The sequence below is a fragment of the Mesorhizobium sp. M1027 genome, from assembly GCF_040318745.1.
GTDB lineage: Bacteria > Pseudomonadota > Alphaproteobacteria > Rhizobiales > Rhizobiaceae > Mesorhizobium.
Genome location: NZ_JAMYMW010000022.1, coordinates 1 through 19,421 on the forward strand (window position 1 = coordinate 1; position 19,421 = coordinate 19,421).

Here is a 19,421-nt window from a genome sequence, read left to right on the forward strand (position 1 = left end):
GCCTCCACTCCAGCCAGCATCTTGAATCACAGAACCGACTGATCGGGAATCCCCTTCGATTCCGTCAAATCAGGAACCGCTCTAGCGCGAAGGCTGAGTTCGCCGCCCACGATTGGCGAGTGCAAGCTAAGTTAAGTCGCCGGCAACCTCCGCCAAGACAACGGTGATTCCGGTTACAGAACGGGGAAAGATGCATACTCCGGCAGCTCTACATTCCCCCGCCGCAGCCGTCGGACAGGTCCCATACGTTCACAATTTGCCTGCCGTCAAATCCGTGTTCGTGGATCAGGTATTTCGCCAGTCCGCCATACACTCTCCAGCGCCAGCACGGGCAGCAGCAGGGGCCCTTCTCCTCGGAATTGGCCATCGCGTAATCGTAGGCCTTCTGCTCGTCCCCGGTGAGCTTCAGATCGTAGTAAGGCAGCATCTGCTGCGCGGTCGCCGCCGGTATGTCGTACGGGTCGCTGGGGATCATCGGGATGGCGCGATATTGGGTAAGCCCATTTACCTGCTCGCGATAGCGTTTCAGTTCCATCGGGCTGCAGCACGAGCCCTTGATGCGCGCCATCGCGGGCATGGTCGCGATCGACTCGGTAAACTTGGCCGAGCAGGTGCTGTTGCCGCTCTCGCTGAGATCTTTGAAACGTTTGGTCAATTCGGGATCGTCGGCAGCGATTGCCAAATCCGGTCCGAGAAAGCCTGCAGCCGTGGCGGCGCCGAAGACGCCGAGAATGACCGTGCGTCGATTTGGGGTCCTTGTCATTTGCCGCTCCTCGCCTGCTCGATGAGCTTCTTCAGCGTCGCAAGATCGGTGGCGCCGGGAAAAATCTGGTCGCCGGCGATAAATCCCGGCGTTCCCGTTATTCTCAGCGCCTGGGCCAGTTCCATGTTGCGGTCGATCAGCGCCTGGATGTCCGGCTGCCGCATATCGCCCTTCATGCGCTCGACGTCCAGCCCGGCCTCGGCGGCGATCTTGAGTACGGCCGCCTCGGTCACCCTTGTCTTGGACCCATAGAGCGACTTGTGAAACGCTGTGTATTTGCCCTGCTTGTCGGCGGCGAGCGCCGCCTTGGCCGCGAACACCGAATCTGGGCCGAGGATGGGGAATTCCTTGTAGACGATCCTGAGTTGCGGATCGTCGGCCGCAGCCTGTTCCATGACCGGCGCCATCTGCCTGCAATAGGGGCAATTATAGTCGAAGAACTCGACCAGGGTAACGTTGCCCTCGGCGTTGCCGCCGACTGGACTTTGCTTGTCACGGAAGATGTCGTCCGCGCGCGCCTTGAGCACCTGCCTGGCCTGGGCTGCATCTGCTTCACGCTGGCGCTGGTCCAGGCTTTTCAGCGCCTGCACGAGAACCTCCGGATGCGCCAGGATATAGTCGTGTATCCGCTGGTCGAACTGATCCTGGGACATTTCGCCTGCAGCATTCGCCTGTATGGCTTGAAAGCCCGGATTGAGCAGGAACCATCCTGTCAGGCCGGCAAAGAGCAGGGCGCGGGCGATGCCGCTGCAATACCTGGCTGCATCTCTTGGCTTGGTGAACATGCGCGTCTCCCTTTCTTGTCGTCGAGAATGTCGGTGCCTCTCCGTCAAAAGAGGCTCTTCAATTTTGCCAGCCAGCCTTCGTCCCGTTCGTGGTGCGTGCGCTCGACATTGTTGGTGAGCGCGTTGACGAAGGTGACGAGATTGACGGGCGCGAAGTTCAGGCCGTGGAAATTCGCCCGCCAGCGACCCTCCTTGTCGATCACATGCGTGACGATCCCGTGCATCTGGTAGCTATCATTGGTCAGGCTGAATTTGTGACCGAAGGCTTCCGCCAGATTGCGGGTCATATCCTCCGGCTGGCCCGGGGCAGTGGTCAGGAACAGCCAGTTGACAGGGTCGAGCCCATGCGCCGGTCCATAGGCATTGAGCACATCGGGCTTGTCCTTTGTGGGATCGGTGGTGATCGTCACGAAGGTGACCTGATCCTTCATCGGCGTGCTATTCACCATCTTCTGGATCTCGGCGATCTTCTCGGCATGCAGCGGGCAGACGTCCGGGCACGATGTGTAGATGAAATGGAGGACGACGACCTTGCCGATGAGGTCGGCCGGCCGCACGATGCGACCGTCGGCGGTGCGCAGCGTGAAATCGGGCGTTGGCCTGTCGATCTGCTGGAAATATTTCTCGTCGTTCTGCAGCATGGCGTCGACTTCGTCCATTGAATGCGCCCGCGCTCCATGCGTGAAGCCGGCGATCACCGCGGTGAAGACGATCAGGCCGCACAACAGACGCATCCATTCGTTCCAGGCGGATGAAACGTCCCGAACGGTCGGCTCCCGGTTTCTGGCAAGCATCAGCCTTTTCCTTTCGGGCTAGCGGCAATACGGCTGCGGATGAAATCGACCATGTTGGGAGAATCCCATTCAGCCGGCCCGATCAGCCGGCCGATCTCCTTGCCGTCGCGGTTGATAAGCACGGTCATCGGCAGGCCCACCGCGCCGAGCGTGAACATGACTTTGGCCGAGGTATCGATGTTCAGCGCAAGGTGTGTAACGCCGGTCTCGGCGAAGAATTTCTTCACGGCGTCGGGACCCTTCCGGTCCATCGACAGCGCGACGACCTCGAAATCCGGTCCGCCGAGCTTGGCCTGCAGCCGGTCAAGCGTCGGCATTTCCTTGCGGCAGGGCGCGCACCATGTCGCCCAGATGTTGAGCAGAACCACCTTACCGGAGAAATCGGCGAGCGTTTTCGGCTTGCCGGTGCCGTCCTCGAAGCTGATTTCCGGCACGGCGGCGGGCGTATCGAGCAGTGTGAAGTTCTCAGGTGCCCCCGCTGCCACGGAGGGCGGCGGAAACGCCAGCAGGGAGCAGACAAGGAAGATAGCCCATTTGCACTTGATCACGGTGCGCTCACTCGGTCGCATAGACGGTCGGCCCCTTGCCGTCCTTGGTGAAGGCGTAGATCGTCCAGGTCTCGGACTTCTCGCCGCCCATGCCGGGCGCGCCTGCCGGCATGCCGGCCAGCGTGATGCCGCTAATGGCTGGCCGCTCGGTCAACAGCTTCTTGACGATTTCGACTGGCACAAGGCCGTCGACGACATAGCCGTCGACCATCAGTGTATGGCAGCCCTCAAGGTCCGCCGGCACGCCGGCATCGCTGCTGATTTGAGAGAGATTGTTGACCGGCTTGATATCGACCTTGAAGCCATTGTGCTCAAGATAGTTGGCGTAGGATTCACAGCAGCTGCATTGCGGGTTCTTGTACATGACGGCGTTGATCGTTGCGGCGAAGGCGGGCAGCGGCGTTGCGATCAGCAGGGACAGTGCGGCAAGGCGGTAGGTCAGTTTCATTGCAGTTCTCCTTGGTTGGATAAAACTTTCAGGTCACGCGGAACACTGTCATCAGGCCGGCCATCTGGTGATCGGCGACATGGCAGTGCAGCATCCAGTCACCGGGATTGTCGGCAACGAAGGCGCATTCGATCGTGTCCTTGGGGGCGAGCAGCACCGTGTCCTGCCATTGGCGGTGCGGTACCGGCAAGCCGTTGCGCGAAAGCACCGACAGGCTGAAGCCGTGAACGTGCATGGGGTGCCACCAGGCGGTTTCGTTGCGCACAGTGAGGTGGCAAGTCACGCCGCGTTTGAGCGTAAACTGCGGCGCCATGCCGGCATCGCCATCGCCGGTCATCGACATGCCGTTGATTGCCCAGGCGGCGGCGCCGTTCATGCCGGGCATCGCCATGCCCATCATGCCGCCGACGCCGGCCAGCTTGCCGCCGCCCATCATGCCGCCTTGCAGGACGATCTCATGCCGTTCAGCCTTGGCCAGGTCGGGGGCCGGCAGCGGATTGGCGGGCAGGCGACGCGGAGCATCGAGAAGATGGTGGCGCAGCGGCGGCGCCTTGTCATAGGCAAGCGTTGTCAGCGCGTAGACGAGGCCGTCATAGAAGTCATCGACCACGGCGTGCCTGCTGCCGGGACCACCCTGCATGTCGAGCATAATGTCGATGCGCATGGCCGGCGCCAGCACCAGGCGGCCGTCTTCCGGTTCATGCGGGTCGCAGGGCTGGCCGTCGACCGCGACGATCACCGGACGGTGACCCTCGAAGCGCAGCGCCACCATGCGGGCAAGGCAGGCATTGGCGAGCCGCAGTCTGACGCGCTCACCTGCCGTCACGCTCAGGTCGGCCGGCGCCGCGCCGTTGATGGTGACGGCATTGCCGACGCGGCCCGACATCGACGCATCCATCATGCTGCCGAAGCCGCCGGCGATCTGGCCGTCACTGGTGAGCCGCCAGTCCTGCAGCAGCCAGAGGAGATCGCGGTCGGCGGCGACGGGCTCCCGTTCCTCAACGATCAGCGGGCCGGCGAGTCCACGGCCGATCTGTACCAGGCTGTCGGCATGCGAATGGTACCAGAAGGTGCCGGCATCTGGCGGCGTGAACTCATAGACGAAGTTCTCGCCCGGTCCGATCGGCCTCTGGGTCAGGTCCGGCACGCCGTCCATGGCGTTCGGCAAACGGATGCCATGCCAATGGACGGCCGTGTCTTCGTCTAGTCCGTTCTCGACAGTGATGCGGACCGGCTGGCCCTGCCGCAGGCGCAATGTTGGGCCGGGGGTGGTGCCGCTATAGGTCCAGACTGCGGTAGACGGACCGTCGGCGCCATTGAGCAGCGCCTGGCCCGGGCCGACCTTGATCCGGCGCTCGTCCTCGGTCGAGGCGCGTGCAGGACGCAGCGAGCAGGACACGGCAGCGCCCGCCGCCGCCGCAAAAAACCCGCGGCGCGATATCGAATGACTGAAATCGTATTTCACCCTGCTAGCCCTTTGCGATCTCGATCGATGGCGAGCCACTCGGCATCGAACTGGAATGCTGTATGCGCCCGCGCGCGCAACGATGCGCAACACAGGCGATCAGGCGCCGGGAATCAGCCGCGTCACGGCTGAAACGGCGTCAAGCGCTGAGTCGGGGAGGGTATGGGTCGGGTAGGGAACTTCGTCCCTGCAGGAACGGGGCAGCTTGCGTCGATGGCTGCTGCACGTGGAGAACTGCCGTCACCGCGAGGTCTTGCGGCAGCACCGCCAGCACCGGTGCGATGCAGGTCGGCGGACAATGCATCGGGTTGCCACTGTCGCCGATGTCTTTGAGGCACGCCCTGCAGTCGCCGTTCATGGAAGCACCGGCCAAAGTGCCTGTGCTGGCACCGGTGGACATCGCCATAGCGTCCGCCATCTTGGCCGACATGACGCTGGCCTGAGCGGCAGACAGGCTGAACCCGGCGGTCAGGAAGACCGCTATTAGCATGACGAGGAGATGCTTTGGCGACAGCCGGGCCATCATCCGCCTACGCTGGCCGCAAAATGCAGCTTTTGCAAGTCCCCGATGCTGCGACATCAAGACTTACGCGATAAGCTCCGGATTGGCTTCGGTGAATTCAGCGTGCGGAACGAATGATGGCTAGTTCCTTCATCGCGAAGGGCCCGGTCGATCAGCACGAAATAGGGCGGTGGTCCAAGCACCGTGATCTGGCCGGCCGAGGTGATGCTGATCAGCAGGCGGCACCCCGACGCGAAAAGCTGCTCGGCGACCGGCACGGCGAACGAGGAGCCGACCGCACAGCCAAATGATGCCAAGCGTCTGGCCATCCAGTTCGAACTCGTGAAGGACGGTATGATAGCAGGCCCAGCCCGACGATGGGCGGGCGCGGCCTTCTTTGCGCAACCGGCGCACTATGTCGCCGTCCGGATCAAGGACACACACAGAAGGCATGCGTTCCGGCGACAGGCCTTTTTGCCGCCGCGCCTCGCGAAGCATGTTTCAACCTGAAACACGGACTCGGCCGAATAGTCCTTCAGCTCAAGCAGCGGTGATCGCGGAACTGGTGGCGTCATGTTGTTCGATCGAAAACTTTTGGCTGCGGGACCACTCAGGCCGCTGCCTCAATTGGAAGGCCTGCGGCCTTCCAATCGGGATACCCGTCCTCGAGCCGGTGAGCGACATACCCTCGCGCCCGCAGTGCCGCGACAGCCTCGAACGAGAGAACGCAATAACGGCCGCGGCAATAGGCAATGACCTCGCGGTTCGCGGGAAGTTCCGCCAGCCGGTTTTCAAGTTCAGCGAACGGGATGTTGAGCGCCCCCGGTAGATGTCCGAGCGCGAATTCGTCCTCCGACCGGACATCGAGAACCGTGACAAGGCCATCACGCAACCTTGAGACAAGCTCTTCACGCGACACAGCCTCCAAGGCGTCGCGAGCCTGGAAATAGTCGGTCATGACGCGGTTGACCTCGGCGACGTTCCGCTCGCCCACGCGCCCCAGAGCCTTCATTAATTCAACCACCAGAACATCTCCTGAAAGGCGATAGAGCATATGCTTGCCATGCCGCTCGGCCTCGACAAGTCGCGCGCGTCGAAGGATTTGAAGGTGGCGCGAGGCGTTGGCAAAGTTGAGGCCGGCCCGAGCCGCTAGTCCTTCGACGCTGCGTTCACCCTGTGCGAGGTGCTCCAGCAATTCCAGCCGGTGCGCATGCCCGAGCGCCTGAGCCACCTCGGCAAGGCTGGCGAAAATCGCCTGTTTTGGTCCAACGCTTGACACGACTGTTCCTCGGTGAAACATTCAGCAGAATAATTGAATATTACCGCAGGCGAGGTAGGGAGCGCAAGCCATGATCCTCCGTCGATTCCTCCATTCCGATCCCGTCGCCGCATCCTACCTGTTCGGATGTGGTGGAAAATCGGCCGCTGCGGTGGTCGATCCGGTCGGTGACATTGCGCCTTACCTTAGGGTCGCCGAGGCGACGGGCATGCGCATCCTCTATGTGGTCGACACGCACATCCATGCCGACCACATTTCCGTCGGGCGGGCGCTCGCTGCAGCGTCCGGCGCGGAATACCTGCTCTTCGAAGGCGCGGAGGCCGGATTCCCGTTTCTGCGCGCCAAGGACGGTGACGTGCTCGAGCTCGGCAATATGACGATGGCCGTCATGCACACGCCCGGGCATACGCCGGAGCACATTTCGCTTTTGGTCACCGATCGGACACGCGCGAGCGAGCCGTGGTTCGCGCTGACAGGCCACACGCTGATGGTTGGCGATCTCGGGCGAACCGAACTGGCAACCGACGCCGAGGCCGGGGCGCGGACGCTGTTTTCCAGCGTGCGCCGTTTCAAGCAACTGCCGGATCACGTCGAGGTGCTGCCCGGCGCATATTCCGGCTCGGTCTGCGGGCGCTCGCTCAGCGGCAAGCCGACATCGACGATTGGCTTCGAGAGGCGCTTCAACAAAGCATTCCGCATTGAGGACGAGGGCACCTTCGTCGCCACGATGGTCGCCGACACACCACCCCCGCCGCCGGATGCGGCGCGCAACCGAGCCACCAATGCCGGGTTGGTCGCCGCGGCCTGACCGATGGGCGTTTCGCGGTCAGCAGGCTCGACTGTCAGACTTGGGCTTAGGGAAAACTGGCGGCAGTTTGCTCTCCTGATGCTGGTGAATGCTTTTGTCGGCGGCATGGTCGGGATCGAGCGAACGGTCGTGCCGCTCATCGGATCGGAAGAGTTCGGCATCACGTCAACGACACTTGTCGTCTCCTTCATCGTGAGCTTCGGCGTGGTCAAGGCGCTTGCCAATCTCGTCTCCGGCCAACTCGCCGATAGCTGGGGACGCAAGCGCGTTCTCGTCCTCGGCTGGCTTGTCGGCTTGCCGGTTCCGTTCATGATCATCTGGGCTCCGAGCTGGGGATGGGTGATTGCGGCCAATGCACTGCTCGGCATCAATCAGGGACTGGCCTGGTCGATGACTGTGGTCATGAAGGTCGATCTCGTCGGTCCGAAATCACGTGGCCTTGCAGTCGGCCTCAATGAATTTGCCGGCTATCTCGCCGTCGGCGTAACGGCATTCCTCACGGGCTATCTCGCTTCGCGATGCGGCCTGCGCCCGGTGCCCATCTATCTCGGGATCGGCTACGCCATCGTCGGCACCGTATTGTCGGTGCTGCCAATCCGTGACACGCGCGACCACCTCCGGTTGGAAACATCCGCTCACGCAATGCAATCCGTGCCGATCAGTTTCCGGGAGGTGTTTGCGCTGACCTCGTTCCGGAATCGCAATCTGTTCGCGGCTTCGCAAGCCGGCCTCGTCAACAACCTCAACGACGGCATGAGCTGGGGTATTTTCCCATTGTTCTTCGTGTCCTTCGGACTTGGCATCGAGCGCATCGGCATCCTGAAGGCGGTCTATCCTGCAACATGGGGAATCCTGCAGGTCGTCACCGGCCCCTTGAGCGATCGCTGGGGCCGCAAGGGCCTGATCGTCGCCGGGATGTGGACCCAGGCCGGCGGTCTGTTTCTTACCGCCGCCACGGGCCGGTTCGAATGGTGGCTCATCGGCAGTCTTCTGCTCGGCCTTGGAACGGCAATGGTCTATCCAAGTCTGATCGCTGCCGTTTCCGACGCCTCGCATCCCAGCTGGCGCGCCCGCTCGCTCAGCGTCTATCGGTTCTGGCGCGATCTCGGCTACGCGATCGGCGCGCTCTCAGCAGGTCTCATCGCCGATCGCTTCGGGCTCTCGTGGGCGATAACATCGATTGCCGCATTGACGTTTGTCTCTGGCGCAATTGTTGCCATCGCGATGCAGGAGGCCGCCAAAGGTTCGCGCCAACCTTCCCGCAGATAGTCGACCGGGGGTCGGCCTGATATCCGATGGCACTCACGGACTCGCTCACACTCATCCTACGGTACATTGGTGTTGCGCAACTGGCCATCATTGCCGGCCTGGCCGTTCGTGATCTGCGCTTCAGTCTCGTCGGCTATCTCGTTGCGGTGTTCTGCTTTGGGGTCGCCTCCAGCACCAGATTGCGAGCCTGCCGGCTCGGCAATCCTTAGCGTGTAGTATTCGATCGGAACGCCTCTCGTACCGACGCGCATCAGCTTGTTCCTCGCTAAAGGAACGCATTCAGGCAGTATGCTCGCATGGGTTGGATAAATCCATATGATGTCGACGCGAGCCAATGCGCCTGTGGGCTCACGTTGGGTTGACGGATGGGCAGGTGCCAAGTCGGACCAGCGCCTACTGTATATGCAGAAGCTTAGACAGCCACCTGGGTTACGATCTCGACCACACGTCCGGTCGGAATCTTGCAATATTCAGTCGCATCAGCCGCCGTGCGCGCCAGCCCGGTGAACAGCTTGTCCTGCCAGACTGGCATGCCGGAATTGGGCGATGTCTTGAGCGAGCGCCGCGACAGGAAGAAGGATCTCGTGATGTCGAACTTCCAGCCTTCTTGCGGCAGATCGCCAGCGCGCGGGGGATGTTGGGCTGCCCCATATAGCCGAAGGTCAGCGTCCCGAAAAACCTTGGTCAAGCAACGGGGTAGAGCCCTCCAATTTCTGGAGCAGGGAACTTGCTTCTTCACGGGAAACACCGGAGGAATGATGATCAACTGAGAATTGATTCGGAGCTTGTGCATGCGCGGGGTGCAAGCGGCTTTGGCTGCGCTGATTCTGACCGGTTCCTTCACTTCCGCCCTCGCCGACAACAGTTCTCCCTTCATCTATTTTGCAACCGAAGATCCTTTCGCTGCCGGTCAACCGACGAAGAACGACGTCTATGTTTTTGGGGGCGTCTTTGTGACCGGGTCCTTCGGGGATACTATCAACGTCTTCGGGGCCGACTATACGAACAATTACATGATTGGAGCTGCTTACGGCCGTGATTTCGCCGATGTTGGCGCCGGTTTTGTCCTTGGCGGTGTGACTGGGGCTGCCATAAGGTTTGGCGAGGACGACGATACATCCGGAGAGCTTTGGGCCGGGATGCGGCTTCGCCACCAGGGCCTTGTCATCGGCGATCTGGCGATTGCGCCAGCGCTGACGGCCGGTGTCAGTGCCGTTACAGGCGTCACCGAGATCGAGCACGCCCGCGAAATCCATTACGATGGCGATGCATCCTTCCTTGGTTTTATCGGCGCGGAGCTTTCTTTCAGACTAAGGCAAGCTCCCAACGTCGAGCTTGTCTATCAACTCCATCACAGATCCGGCGCCGGAGGCACGTTTGGAAACATGGGAGAGGGTTCCAACGCGAATACTGTCGGAGTGCGTTATCGCTTTTAGCTCACGCCTGAATGCTTCGAGTCGGGGCTGACATTCTGTGAGGGTGCGCTGGTTGCCGGCCGCACGCCACGAGAGCGGCCGAGTAGGCGCGCTGGATGGCTTGAGAGCGCGGGCGCAATCCACCATTCTTCACGGGATCCTTGATGGGCCGTACCAAGCGACACTATCGTTCGAAAGGTTCTCCCAGCGAAGCCACGCCGTTGAGCTTGAGCAGACGGCGGTTCGAAGAGATGATGCCGAGCACGATCACGGTCACGAGATAAGGCAAGCTCGATAGAAGTTGCGAGGAAACGTCCAGCCCTGTCGCCTGGGCCGCGAGGCTTGCGAGGGACACGGCGCCGAAGAGGCACGCACCGAGGAAGATACGGCTGGCAAGCCAAGTGCCGAAGACGACGAGCGCAATCGCAATCCAGCCGCGCCCTGCGATCATGCCATCGGCCCAGAGCGGAGTGTAGACCACGGATGCGTAGGCACCGGCGAAACCTGCCAACGCGCCGCCGAAGGCGACCGCGGCGAAGCGCACGGCGATCACCGGATAGCCGAGCGCACGGGCCGCCTTGGGGTTCTCGCCGACGGCGCGGACGACGAGGCCTGTTTTGGTGTAGGCGAACATCGCCCAGATGGCGACGGTCGCGGCAAGCGAAAGCCACACGACAACGTCTTGGGCGAACAAGCCGCCGATCACCGGGATATCCGAAAGCCCGGGCAATGAAAGCTTCGGAAGCCCCTTAACCGTGAGGCTCTCATAGCTCTTGCCGAACAGCGCCGAGAGGCCTTGGCCGAGGATGCCTATGGCAAGGCCTACCGCAACCTGGTTTGCGCGAAATCCCAGCGCGATGACGGCAAAGACCAGGGAAAGAGCCGCGCTGGCGAGGCCCGCGGCGAGGAAACCGAGGAGATGCCCGCCGCCTTGATAGACGATAATGAAGGCGATGACGGCGCCGAGGGCCATCAGTCCCTCCACCCCGAGATTGAGGACGCCGGCCCGCTCGGCCACCAGTTCGCCGAGCGCCGCCAGGAGAAACGGCGTAGCCGCCGCCAACATCCCGGCGATGATGAACTCGACGGCGTTCATGACGTGCTTCCGTGGGCGGCATGGCGCCATTCGAGCCGGTAGCGGACGAAGGCGATGGCGACGAGATATGCGAGCAGCAGGCTGCCCTGGAAAACCCTGACCGCAGCGACCGGCAGATTTGCCGAGACCATGGCGTTATCGCCGCCGATATAGAGGGCCGCCATGAGCAACGCGGAAAAGGTGATGCCGACCGGGTGAAGGCCACCGAGATAGGCCACGATGATGGCGGCATAGCCGTAGCCGGTCGAGATGGAGCGCTGCAGCTGGCCGAGCGGCCCGGCCACCTCGGCCGCTCCGGCGAGGCCTGCCGCGAAACCGCCGATGAGCAGGGAAAGCCAGATCGCCCGTCCTTCGTTGAAGCCGGCGTATCCGGCCGCGCGTGGCGCGAGGCCGCCGACCTGCAGCTTGAAGCCGGCGAAACTCCTTTGCATGAAGATCCAGGCCGCAAGGGAGAACGCGCAGGCGATAAGCAGCGAGACGTTGACGCGGGTGCCGGGGATCAGGATCGGCACCATCGCGTCGGACTGGAACATCACCGACTGCGGGAAGTTGAAGCCGTTTGGGTCCTTCCAGGGGCCGAGAAGCAGGTAGTTGAGCAGTTGCGCGGCAACGAGCGCCAGCATGAGCGATACCAGAATCTCGTTTGCATTGAGCTTCACGCGCCAGAAGGCCGTGAGCGACGCCCACAGAGCGCCGCCCAGCGCACCGATGACAAGCATGGAGGGCCAGATCCATTGGCCCGTTGCCTCTGGGAACCAGATGGGAATGGCCGATGCGAAAATCGCGCCGAGGATGAACTGGCCCTCGGCGCCGATGTTGAAGACCTTTGCGCGAAAGCCGATCGCGAGCCCCTGCGCGATCAGCAGTAGCGGCGCGGTCTTAAGCAGGACTTCCGAGAAAGAGGTCCAAGACAGGAAGGGCTCCAGAAGCATCGCGTGGAAAACGGCTACCGGATCGCGGCCCATAAGGAGGTAGAGCCCGAGATTGAGAAGCGTCGCCAAGGCGAGCGCGACGGGCGGGGCGATCAGTTTGACGGGAAGCGAGGCATGCTCCCGGCGAACCAGAACGGGAAGGAGCGGCGCGGACAGAGCGCTCATGCAGGGACCTTTTTAGCCGTCGAATGCGCGCCGATCATGTAGCGGCCGATCTCCTCGGGTCTCGTGTCGCGCGTCACCAGCGGCGGGCTCAGCCGGCCTTGATGGATCACCTGGATCGAATCGCAGAGTTCGAACAGCTCCTCCAGTTCCTCTGAGATGACGAGGATACCCATGCCTTCGTTGCGCAGGGCAATGAGGCGCCGGCGGATGGCGGACGCGGCGCCGATGTCGACGCCCCAGGTGGGTTGCGCCACGAACAGCAATTGCGGGGACAGCATGATCTCTCGACCGACGATGAACTTTTGCAGATTGCCGCCCGAAAGCGCGCCGGCCTCCGCTTCCGAACCGGGCGTGCGCACGTCGTATTGCCGGATGCAGTCCTCGGTGAAAGCCTTCACCTGGTTCGTGTCGACGAGGCCGCGTTTCAACAGGCCGAACGGATGGGCGGTCAGAAGGCTGTTGAGGACGAGCGACATTTCCGGCACCGCGCCGCGGCCAAGCCGTTCCTCGGGAACGAAGGCGAAGCCCAGTCGGCGGCGGGCGGCCGCGTCGAGCGCGCCGACATCCTTTCCCATCATATAGATACGGTCGGACTGTTCGCGCGGCAGCACCGTTTCGCCTGAAATCAACGCTGCGAGTTCACTCTGCCCGTTGCCCGATATGCCCGCGATCCCGAGGATCTCGCCGGCCCGGACCGTCAGGCTGACGTCGGAAAGCGCCACCGCGAAGGGATCGTCCGGCCGATGGTCGAGGCCGACGATTTCGAGGCGCTTTTCGCCGCCGGAATGCGCAAGCGCCGGCATGGGCTGCGGCATGTCGCGGCCGATCATCATCCGGGCAAGGTCGTGCGCGTCGTGGTCGCGCGGGTCCACGCGGCCGGTGATGCGCCCGCCGCGCAGGATGGTCGCGCGGTCGCAGACCGCGCGGATCTCCTCCAGCTTGTGCGAGATGAACAGGATGGAGACGCCGCGGTCGCGCAGCCGCCGTAATGTCTCGAATAGCTTGTCCACCGATTGCGGGGGCAGGACGGAGGTCGGTTCATCGAGGATCAGGAGTTGGGGTTCGGTCATCAGGCAGCGGATGATTTCCACCCGCTGCCGCTCTCCGACAGAGAGCGCGTGCACATGGGCGAGCGGATCGACTTCGAGTCCGAACTCGCGGCCGAGCATGCGGATGCGATCCGCAAGATCCGATTTGCCCCTGGGCACGACCAGCCGGATGTTCTCCACCACCGTCAGCGTCTCGAACAAGGAGAAATGCTGGAAGACCATGCCGATCCCCTTGCGCCTCGCATCCGCCGGGGAAGCGAGGGCCAGGGGTTCCCCTTTCCAGGTCGCCATTCCGGCGTCCGGCTGCTCGACGCCATAGATCAGCTTCATCAGCGTCGACTTGCCCGCTCCGTTTTCCCCGAGGATCGCATGGATCGAGCACGGAGCCACATCCAGATCGATGTCTCTATTGGCATGGATTTGGCCGTAGCTCTTGGAGATGCCGCGCAGCGACAGGAGCGGGGTGGTCATGGTTACTTGGGCAGCGGCGTGGTGACACCCTTGACGTGCCAGTCCATTGCGACGATCTCGGCATCGGTCATCGTTTTGCCGGCGGGGACTCCCTCGCTGCCGTCGGCCTTGGCGAACGGACCGGCAAAGGGCGAGAAGCTGCCGCCGGCGATCTTGGCTTCAACCTCTTTGATCCTGTTCATCATGTCGGCCGGGATACCCGGGTTCCAGTCAACGACCTCTACAACCTTGTCGCCGACACCTAGGAAAGCGTTGACGCCCTTGAACTTGCCGGCGAGGTGGGCGTCGACCGAGGCTTTGAAGAAGGGTGACCAATCGGTCGCCACGCAGCCGAGATAGGTTTCAGGCGCGTATTTCTTCATCGACGAATTGAGGTTGAAGGCAGGGACGCTGGCCTCCTCGCAGGCCGACACGACGGAGGGCGTGTCCTGCGCGTTGGAGAAGATCACGTCGCATTTCTGCGCCAGCAGCGCCTTGGCGGCTTCCTGCTCCTTGGCCGGATCGAACCAGGAGTTCACCCATACGACCGAAACCTCGACATCGGGTTTCACCGCTTGCGCGCCCAGCGTGAAGGCGTTGATGGAGGTGATCAGTTCGGGAATGGCGAAGGCGGAGACCGAGCCGAGCTTGCCGGTCTTTGACAGCGCGGCGGCTGCCATGCCCATCAGGTAGGTACCCTGGAAATATTGGGCCGCGAAGGGCGAGAAGTTCGGCGCTACCTGGAAACCGGAAGCATGCAGCACGGTGACGTCGGGGTTCCGGCGCGCGATCTGCAGGGCACCATTCTGGTAGCCGAAGGAGCCGGCGATCAGGAACTTGTTCCCGTCGGCGACCACCTTATTCATGATGCGGTCGGCATCGGGTCCTTCCTGTATATTCTCGATGATGGTGACCTTCACCTTGTCGCCGTAGGCTGCCTTCACCGGCTCGAGCCCGTCGGCGAGCGCACGGCCCCAGCCGACATCGCCGACCGGCGACGGGACCACGAGCACGATGCCCAGAGGTTCGTCGGCAGCAAGCGCGCGGCCGCCCGCCGCTGCGACGAGGCCGGAGGCGGCCGCGCCCTTCACCAATGTTCTGCGGGTAAGATTTGTCAGCATGTCGGTTCCCCTTGTTTTCGGTTTCTAGAATTCCACGGTCGCGAGCGCCGCCTCGGCTTCCGCGAACAGCCGTGCCTCGTCGAGCCCCGGGAACTCGCCCTTGGCCCACACGATGCGGCCGTTGATCATGGTCATGTCGGTCGGCATGCCGATGCCCACCTTGGCAAGCAGGCTCAACGGATCGTGCCGTGTGCCGACATAGTCCATGCGCCGCGTGTCGATGGCGAAAAGGTCGGCAGCCATGCAAGGCGTCAGCCTGCCAATGTCGCCGCGCCCGAGCAGCGCCGCGCCCCCGGTTGTCGCATAACCGAGAAAATCGGCCGGCGGCGGAACGGGATGGTCGCGTGTCGATGCCGACAGACATTGCAGCATGTAGGCGGAATGGATGCAGTGCATCAGGTTGGAATTGTCGTTCGAGGCGGCACCGTCGCAACCTAGTCCTATGCTGAGGCCGAAGGCCGACATCGCCGGGATATCGGTGATTTCGGCGCCGACGAGATAGACCGGCTCAGGGCAATGCGAGACGCCGGTACCGCTTGCGGCCATCTTGCGCAGCTCGTCGTGGGTTAGCTCCCAGCAATGGGCATAGAAGGCATCCGGCCCGCAGAAGCCGATCTCCGCGCAGTAATCCACCGTCCGCATGCCGTGACGGTCCTCGATGACCGGGCTTTCGCCCTCGCCGACATGGGTATGCATACGCACCCCGCGATCACGCGCTAGCGCCACCGATTCCACGAAGGTCTCGCGATAGCAGTTGACTGGCTGGCAGGGCGCGACGGCGACCTGGCGCATGCTGAAAGGACCGGCATCATGGTAGGCGTCGATCAGCCGCGCGCAATCGGCGATGAACTCGTCCGTCGTCTCCAGCATGGCGTCGGGAATGGTCGAGCCTTTCGATTTCGGTAGCGTGTTGCCGCCGCGTCCGGCATGGAAGCGCATACCGAGGAGTTCGGCTGCTTCGAACTGCCGGTCGATCAGCCGCTTGCCGGCCTTCCACGGAAAGCAATACTGATGGTCGAATGCGGTCGTGCAACCGTGCTTTATCAGCTCGGCCATCGCCGTGACCGAAGCGTGGTAGAAGCATTCCTCGGTCAGCCGCGAGAAAATGGGATAGATGCGGTCGAGCCATTCGATGACCGACAACTTCGTCCAGTCCAGATCGGCGCGGTTGCGCACGAAGCATTGAAAGAAGTGATGATGGGTGTTGACGAGGCCGGGATAGACGAACCAGCCGGCGGCGTCCTGCGTGACGGTCCCGACGGGCAACTCTCCTTTGTCGAGGCCTTCGCCGATGGCCCGTATCGCCGGGCCGTCGGTCAAGAGATCGACATTGCGCCGGATGTCCGGACCGTTGCCCTCGTCCACGATGACCGCTGCGCAGTTCTTCAGCAAGTGGCCCGCCAAGTCACGCCTCGCCGGCTTCGAGGACGGGCTCGGGCTTCAGTTCGTGCAGCCGGTGGATGCCGGGCATCTCGATGAAGCCCTCGAGACTGCGGATCGCCCGCGACCAGAGCCGGATCGCGGGATAGGGGTCGAGCGAAACGCCGCCGTCCGGCGCCAGCGCCACATAGGGAAAGCAGGCGACGTCCGCGATCGTCGGCCGGTCCGACGCGAGGAAGCGCTGGCCGCGGATATGCTGTTCGACGAGGCCGGCTTCCAGCTCCCGCAAGGCCGCTATCCCCTGCCCATGCAGGGTGGCGATATCGCCCGGACGCAGCAGCATCTCGTGCAAGCGCGCCGCCCCCAGGCTGCCGGTCAGCCGATGCGAGAAGGAAAGCCATTGCTGGACGCGTGCCGCCTGCAGAGCAGTATCGTTGCCCAGCCATTGCGGTGCGGCCTTCGCGGCGAGATAGACCAGCATGGCCGAGGATTCGGTCAGGACGAGGTCGCCATCCTCCAGGATCGGGATCGAACCCGCCGGATTGAGCGCCATGAGTTCGGGACCGCGATGCTCGGCGCCGGGATGGAAATCGACGGGGCGGATGTCAAGCTTCACCCCGGTCAGCGCCGCCATCAGGCGCGCCTTGTAGCAACTCGGGGACAGCACGTAGTCGTAGAGCTTCATTGCGCCACCAGTTGCGCGCCGTAGGTGTAGCCGTGGCGTTTCAGCCAGCGCCGGTAGGCAACCGATGTCAGGTCCGCCCTTGTGGGGATCTCCATGCCCGGATCGAGCGGCAGCAGCCTCGGGATCTGGTTTTCGAGAATCGACCGGTCCTGAAGGAAGATCGTCTGCTGGAAATGGATCAGGTCTGCCATCGATGTTTCGTCGTCGAACAACGCCATCCACGGCCAGACGTCGCACAGGTCTTCGGCAAGCGGCTGCACGAAAAGCGTGATGACGTCCCATTCACCCGGGCGCGGCGGGCAGGTCTTGTAGAGGATCGAGCAGGTCGGCGCAGGCACGCGATACATGTATTCGGTGGTTATGCCGCCTTCCGCCGACTTGGCGGCCTGCGGCTGGTAGAACTTCACCTGGGTCGCCCAAACCTCGTCTTCGTCCTCCCGTATCTCGACCTTGTAGTTCGGGACTTCCGTGTGCGGTTCGGCCCCTAATATGTCCGTATGCACGAAGGGGAAATGCGCAATGTCCAGGAAGTTCTCCACCGCGCGCAGCGGCGAGCAGCGCACGCGCACAACCCCGACATCGACGAGCCGGCGGCCGGGCTGATCAGCCTCGGGGATGGCAAAGAGCGCCTTTTGCGGGTCGCCGAGCGACGACCAGACATGGCCGTAGCGGATGCAGACCGGCAGGGCACGTCCGTTGCTGCCCGTAACCTTCGCGTTTCCGTCTGCGCCGAGCCTCACCCCGATCGGCTCGCCCATGAGCGCCGTCTGGCGCTCATGCGTGTCAAGCCGGCCGGCAAGGCCGACCGGATACCATTGGTCGATCATCGCGTTGCGGGTCATTGGGCGACGCCACCGCGCAGAATATCTTCGGCGGTCCGCCGTAGCGTCTCGGCTGCCCTCGACGCAGCGATACGCTTGGCCGGACCAGTGCCTTCGTCGACCAGAACATGCATCAGCGTCCGCGCTTTCCCCTGGGGGGTGAGCAGCAGCCGTAGGGTCTGGGCATTTTGCGCGTAGTCGAGCAGGCCTCCGTCGGCCTTCGTACCGGCGGCCGCCTCCAGCGCGGCAATGCCCGCCTCTACTATCATGGAGCGAAGAGGGGCCAGGCCGTCGAACCGCGGCGGCCGAGCGGTGGGTTCGCCTACGGAAATCCATATGATTCCGCCGCTGTCCTCGACGGGCTGTGTTGCGACACCAATCGTTTCCGGCGGCGTCAGGCCCGGATGGGCCGGAATGCGCAAGCAGTTTCCGGCCTGGGCATAGCTCCAACCGTGATAGATGCAGGACAGGGCCTCACCGCGCACGAAACCACGGGAAAGGCGCATGCCGCGATGAGGGCATCTGTCCGCGAAGGCCGCCGCGCGGCCGGACCGGCTTCGCCAAAGGGCAATCGGTCCGACCGGGGTTTGCGCCGGCATTACGGTTCCCGCTGGCAAGTCCGCGGAGAGGGCAACTGGCATCCATGGGCCGGACGGATAGGGCAGCATGCATCAACCTTCGAAAGACATCGACCCATCTTCCCAAATGCAGATTCGCGGTCAAGACATGACGATCAGCCCGATCACGTTTGCACAATATTTTCGCACTGGCAACAATGCCCAAAAAAGAGGCAGAGGCCCTGGTCCCAACCTAGCCTGATTCGTTCTCTATCGGCGTCCGACGAATGGCCTCGACCCAGACATCGATTGGTCCAAGAGAGCACCCCATCTCCATCATATCGACCAGTTCCGCGGGACCGGCAACGTCGAGTTCGATCCGGTCGGCACCGGCAACGAATATTGCCGGCGCGAGGCCGAGCTTGGCGGCATGACGCTCGATCCATGGAAGAAAGGATGCCGCTTTGACATCGCCGAGGATTGTCATGCGCTCGCGCGTAAAACGTCGATCTTGCTCGTTCATGAAGGACCCTAGCAACGAAATTGATATACAGATACGTCGTATCCAATCACGTGGCTAAGGGCGTGAAAAGGCGGGCGGATCTTTCGCCGACAAGGACGCTCGTCATCCTCGCCGACCGGTCAAGACCGGTCGCTGCCGTCCCGATGCTCCTTGGTAAGCGACAGACCTTTGACGGGCCATGTCCGGTAGCCCGTCATCGAGGGATCGGTTCGGAACTGCGTCGCAAGATCGGTCATCCGGCTCCAGGACTTTCCCAAAAGCGTATTTTCGGGAAACCAAGCCAGACGGCACCTGCGGAATAGTGGCGCCGGGGTCGCGGAACCATACGGAACGATGCGCGAAGATTTCTGATTTATACGAAAGGAGTACAATTCATTGAGGTCGGCCAGGAACCACCGACGGCTGGCGGTTGGCCAACTCCTGAAGGGCTCACGCAAAGGGCTGTATCGATGGCCACAGCGTTGGTTGTTCAAAGCGCTGCAGCCGGGATTGCTCGGCGCCGGAGATGGCGCGCAACTCTTCGTGGATGATGCGAAGCAGGCATTTGGTGTGGCCAATTTCAAAGC

The 19,421-nt window shown here is 62.7% G+C and carries 22 protein-coding genes and 1 pseudogene; 4 read left to right on the plus strand and 19 right to left on the minus strand.

The genetic code is table 11. The features are described 5' to 3' along the window. Positions 1-208: 208 nt before the first annotated feature. From NKH50_RS28400 to NKH50_RS28430, 7 genes are all read right to left on the minus strand, one after another. Entirely contained in the window at positions 209-763 is a 555-nt protein-coding gene (locus NKH50_RS28400; protein ID WP_254819347.1) for a hypothetical protein, read from the minus strand. Continuing rightward, complete coding sequence (locus NKH50_RS28405; RefSeq protein ID WP_352704670.1) at positions 760-1,548, minus strand: DsbA family protein; 789 nt, start codon at positions 1,546-1,548, stop codon at positions 760-762. Before NKH50_RS28405 ends, NKH50_RS28400 begins: the two co-directional genes overlap by 4 nt. 44 nt (positions 1,549-1,592) lie before the next feature. Beyond that, complete coding sequence (locus NKH50_RS28410; protein ID WP_352882495.1) at positions 1,593-2,342, minus strand: SCO family protein; 750 nt, start codon at positions 2,340-2,342, stop codon at positions 1,593-1,595. Then, positions 2,342-2,890 (minus strand): TlpA disulfide reductase family protein, encoded by a 549-nt coding sequence (locus tag NKH50_RS28415; RefSeq protein WP_352704672.1) that lies wholly within the window; start codon positions 2,888-2,890, stop codon positions 2,342-2,344. The genes NKH50_RS28410 and NKH50_RS28415 overlap by 1 nt, the downstream gene beginning before the upstream one ends. 7 nt (positions 2,891-2,897) lie before the next feature. Continuing rightward, positions 2,898-3,338, minus strand: coding sequence for a DUF411 domain-containing protein (locus NKH50_RS28420; protein ID WP_352823982.1), 441 nt, complete (start codon positions 3,336-3,338; stop codon positions 2,898-2,900). A gap of 28 nt (positions 3,339-3,366) precedes the next feature. Continuing rightward, a complete protein-coding gene (locus NKH50_RS28425) occupies positions 3,367-4,803 on the minus strand; it encodes a multicopper oxidase family protein (protein WP_352882498.1) in 1,437 nt (478 codons plus the stop codon). A gap of 139 nt (positions 4,804-4,942) precedes the next feature. Then, on the minus strand, positions 4,943-5,329 hold the full coding sequence (locus NKH50_RS28430) for a hypothetical protein (RefSeq protein ID WP_352704678.1): 387 nt from the start codon (positions 5,327-5,329) through the stop codon (positions 4,943-4,945). Positions 5,330-5,509: 180 nt separating this feature from the next. Here NKH50_RS28430 and NKH50_RS28435 point away from each other — a divergent pair, with 180 nt between their 5' ends. Further along, positions 5,510-5,815, plus strand: a complete 306-nt coding sequence (locus NKH50_RS28435; RefSeq protein ID WP_352704680.1) for a hypothetical protein — start codon at positions 5,510-5,512, stop codon at positions 5,813-5,815. Positions 5,816-5,915: 100 nt separating this feature from the next. Here the strand turns inward: NKH50_RS28435 and NKH50_RS28440 are convergent, their stop codons facing one another. Next, the gene (locus NKH50_RS28440; RefSeq protein WP_352704682.1) at positions 5,916-6,584 is read right to left on the minus strand and encodes an ArsR/SmtB family transcription factor; all 669 of its coding nucleotides are present in this window, start codon (positions 6,582-6,584) and stop codon (positions 5,916-5,918) included. Between the two features lie 70 nt (positions 6,585-6,654). Here NKH50_RS28440 and NKH50_RS28445 point away from each other — a divergent pair, with 70 nt between their 5' ends. Next, positions 6,655-7,392, plus strand: coding sequence for an MBL fold metallo-hydrolase (locus NKH50_RS28445; protein ID WP_352882501.1), 738 nt, complete (start codon positions 6,655-6,657; stop codon positions 7,390-7,392). Positions 7,393-7,470: 78 nt separating this feature from the next. Next, a complete protein-coding gene (locus tag NKH50_RS28450) occupies positions 7,471-8,661 on the plus strand; it encodes an MFS transporter (protein WP_352882503.1) in 1,191 nt (396 codons plus the stop codon). Positions 8,662-8,717: 56 nt separating this feature from the next. On the opposite strand, the gene NKH50_RS28455 is transcribed toward NKH50_RS28450, so the two are convergent. Together NKH50_RS28455 and NKH50_RS28460 are read right to left on the minus strand one after the other, a co-directional pair. Beyond that, the gene (locus NKH50_RS28455) at positions 8,718-8,912 is read right to left on the minus strand and encodes a hypothetical protein (RefSeq protein ID WP_254819356.1); all 195 of its coding nucleotides are present in this window, start codon (positions 8,910-8,912) and stop codon (positions 8,718-8,720) included. 161 nt (positions 8,913-9,073) lie between these two features. Next, positions 9,074-9,330, minus strand: a pseudogene (locus tag NKH50_RS28460) (KUP/HAK/KT family potassium transporter); the annotation flags it as partial. A 122-nt stretch (positions 9,331-9,452) separates the two neighbouring features. Here NKH50_RS28460 and NKH50_RS28465 point away from each other — a divergent pair. Next, positions 9,453-10,097, plus strand: a complete 645-nt coding sequence (locus NKH50_RS28465) for a hypothetical protein (RefSeq protein WP_254819357.1) — start codon at positions 9,453-9,455, stop codon at positions 10,095-10,097. 163 nt (positions 10,098-10,260) lie between these two features. Here NKH50_RS28465 and NKH50_RS28470 read toward each other — a convergent pair whose 3' ends face one another. The 9 genes from NKH50_RS28470 to NKH50_RS28510 all read right to left on the minus strand — a co-directional run bounded on the left by NKH50_RS28470 (position 10,261) and on the right by NKH50_RS28510 (position 18,855). Then, positions 10,261-11,172, minus strand: a complete 912-nt coding sequence (locus NKH50_RS28470) for an ABC transporter permease (RefSeq protein ID WP_254819358.1) — start codon at positions 11,170-11,172, stop codon at positions 10,261-10,263. After that, positions 11,169-12,269: an ABC transporter permease gene (locus NKH50_RS28475; protein WP_352691291.1), complete on the minus strand. Its 1,101-nt coding sequence runs from the start codon at positions 12,267-12,269 to the stop codon at positions 11,169-11,171. Before NKH50_RS28475 ends, NKH50_RS28470 begins: the two co-directional genes overlap by 4 nt. Further along, on the minus strand, positions 12,266-13,789 hold the full coding sequence (locus NKH50_RS28480) for an ABC transporter ATP-binding protein (protein ID WP_352779192.1): 1,524 nt from the start codon (positions 13,787-13,789) through the stop codon (positions 12,266-12,268). Before NKH50_RS28480 ends, NKH50_RS28475 begins: the two co-directional genes overlap by 4 nt. A 2-nt stretch (positions 13,790-13,791) precedes the next feature. Then, positions 13,792-14,886, minus strand: coding sequence for a BMP family ABC transporter substrate-binding protein (locus tag NKH50_RS28485; RefSeq protein WP_352882523.1), 1,095 nt, complete (start codon positions 14,884-14,886; stop codon positions 13,792-13,794). 27 nt (positions 14,887-14,913) lie between these two features. Further along, a complete protein-coding gene (locus tag NKH50_RS28490; protein ID WP_352882507.1) occupies positions 14,914-16,293 on the minus strand; it encodes an amidohydrolase in 1,380 nt (459 codons plus the stop codon). A 1-nt stretch (position 16,294) separates the two neighbouring features. Then, complete coding sequence (locus NKH50_RS28495) at positions 16,295-16,954, minus strand: glutathione S-transferase family protein (protein WP_254819361.1); 660 nt, start codon at positions 16,952-16,954, stop codon at positions 16,295-16,297. Then, on the minus strand, positions 16,951-17,796 hold the full coding sequence (locus tag NKH50_RS28500; protein ID WP_352704694.1) for an aromatic ring-hydroxylating dioxygenase subunit alpha: 846 nt from the start codon (positions 17,794-17,796) through the stop codon (positions 16,951-16,953). Before NKH50_RS28500 ends, NKH50_RS28495 begins: the two co-directional genes overlap by 4 nt. Further along, positions 17,793-18,443 carry a Rieske 2Fe-2S domain-containing protein gene (locus tag NKH50_RS28505; RefSeq protein ID WP_352882509.1) on the minus strand — a complete coding sequence of 217 codons (651 nt, stop codon included), beginning with the start codon at positions 18,441-18,443 and terminating at the stop codon, positions 17,793-17,795. Before NKH50_RS28505 ends, NKH50_RS28500 begins: the two co-directional genes overlap by 4 nt. Before the next feature lie 142 nt (positions 18,444-18,585). Further along, on the minus strand, positions 18,586-18,855 hold the full coding sequence (locus NKH50_RS28510) for an acylphosphatase (RefSeq protein WP_254819364.1): 270 nt from the start codon (positions 18,853-18,855) through the stop codon (positions 18,586-18,588). Positions 18,856-19,421: the final 566 nt, after the last annotated feature.

Excerpts from the sequence above, each read along its gene's own strand:
- NKH50_RS28410 (WP_352882495.1), bottom strand. The coding sequence starts at position 2,342 with ATGCTTGCCAGAAACCGGGAGCCGACCGTTCGGGACGTTTCATCCGCC.
- NKH50_RS28465 (WP_254819357.1), top strand. The coding sequence starts at position 9,453 with ATGCGCGGGGTGCAAGCGGCTTTGGCTGCGCTGATTCTGACCGGTTCC.
- NKH50_RS28445 (WP_352882501.1), top strand. The coding sequence starts at position 6,655 with ATGATCCTCCGTCGATTCCTCCATTCCGATCCCGTCGCCGCATCCTAC.
- NKH50_RS28475 (WP_352691291.1), bottom strand. The coding sequence starts at position 12,269 with ATGAGCGCTCTGTCCGCGCCGCTCCTTCCCGTTCTGGTTCGCCGGGAG.
- NKH50_RS28505 (WP_352882509.1), bottom strand. The coding sequence starts at position 18,443 with ATGCTGCCCTATCCGTCCGGCCCATGGATGCCAGTTGCCCTCTCCGCG.
- NKH50_RS28430 (WP_352704678.1), bottom strand. The coding sequence starts at position 5,329 with ATGATGGCCCGGCTGTCGCCAAAGCATCTCCTCGTCATGCTAATAGCG.
- NKH50_RS28405 (WP_352704670.1), bottom strand. The coding sequence starts at position 1,548 with ATGTTCACCAAGCCAAGAGATGCAGCCAGGTATTGCAGCGGCATCGCC.
- NKH50_RS28500 (WP_352704694.1), bottom strand. The coding sequence starts at position 17,796 with ATGACCCGCAACGCGATGATCGACCAATGGTATCCGGTCGGCCTTGCC.
- NKH50_RS28455 (WP_254819356.1), bottom strand. The coding sequence starts at position 8,912 with ATGCGCGTCGGTACGAGAGGCGTTCCGATCGAATACTACACGCTAAGG.
- NKH50_RS28400 (WP_254819347.1), bottom strand. The coding sequence starts at position 763 with ATGACAAGGACCCCAAATCGACGCACGGTCATTCTCGGCGTCTTCGGC.
- NKH50_RS28495 (WP_254819361.1), bottom strand. The coding sequence starts at position 16,954 with ATGAAGCTCTACGACTACGTGCTGTCCCCGAGTTGCTACAAGGCGCGC.
- NKH50_RS28510 (WP_254819364.1), bottom strand. The coding sequence starts at position 18,855 with ATGAACGAGCAAGATCGACGTTTTACGCGCGAGCGCATGACAATCCTC.
- NKH50_RS28470 (WP_254819358.1), bottom strand. The coding sequence starts at position 11,172 with ATGAACGCCGTCGAGTTCATCATCGCCGGGATGTTGGCGGCGGCTACG.
- NKH50_RS28420 (WP_352823982.1), bottom strand. The coding sequence starts at position 3,338 with ATGAAACTGACCTACCGCCTTGCCGCACTGTCCCTGCTGATCGCAACG.
- NKH50_RS28480 (WP_352779192.1), bottom strand. The coding sequence starts at position 13,789 with ATGACCACCCCGCTCCTGTCGCTGCGCGGCATCTCCAAGAGCTACGGC.
- NKH50_RS28450 (WP_352882503.1), top strand. The coding sequence starts at position 7,471 with ATGCTGGTGAATGCTTTTGTCGGCGGCATGGTCGGGATCGAGCGAACG.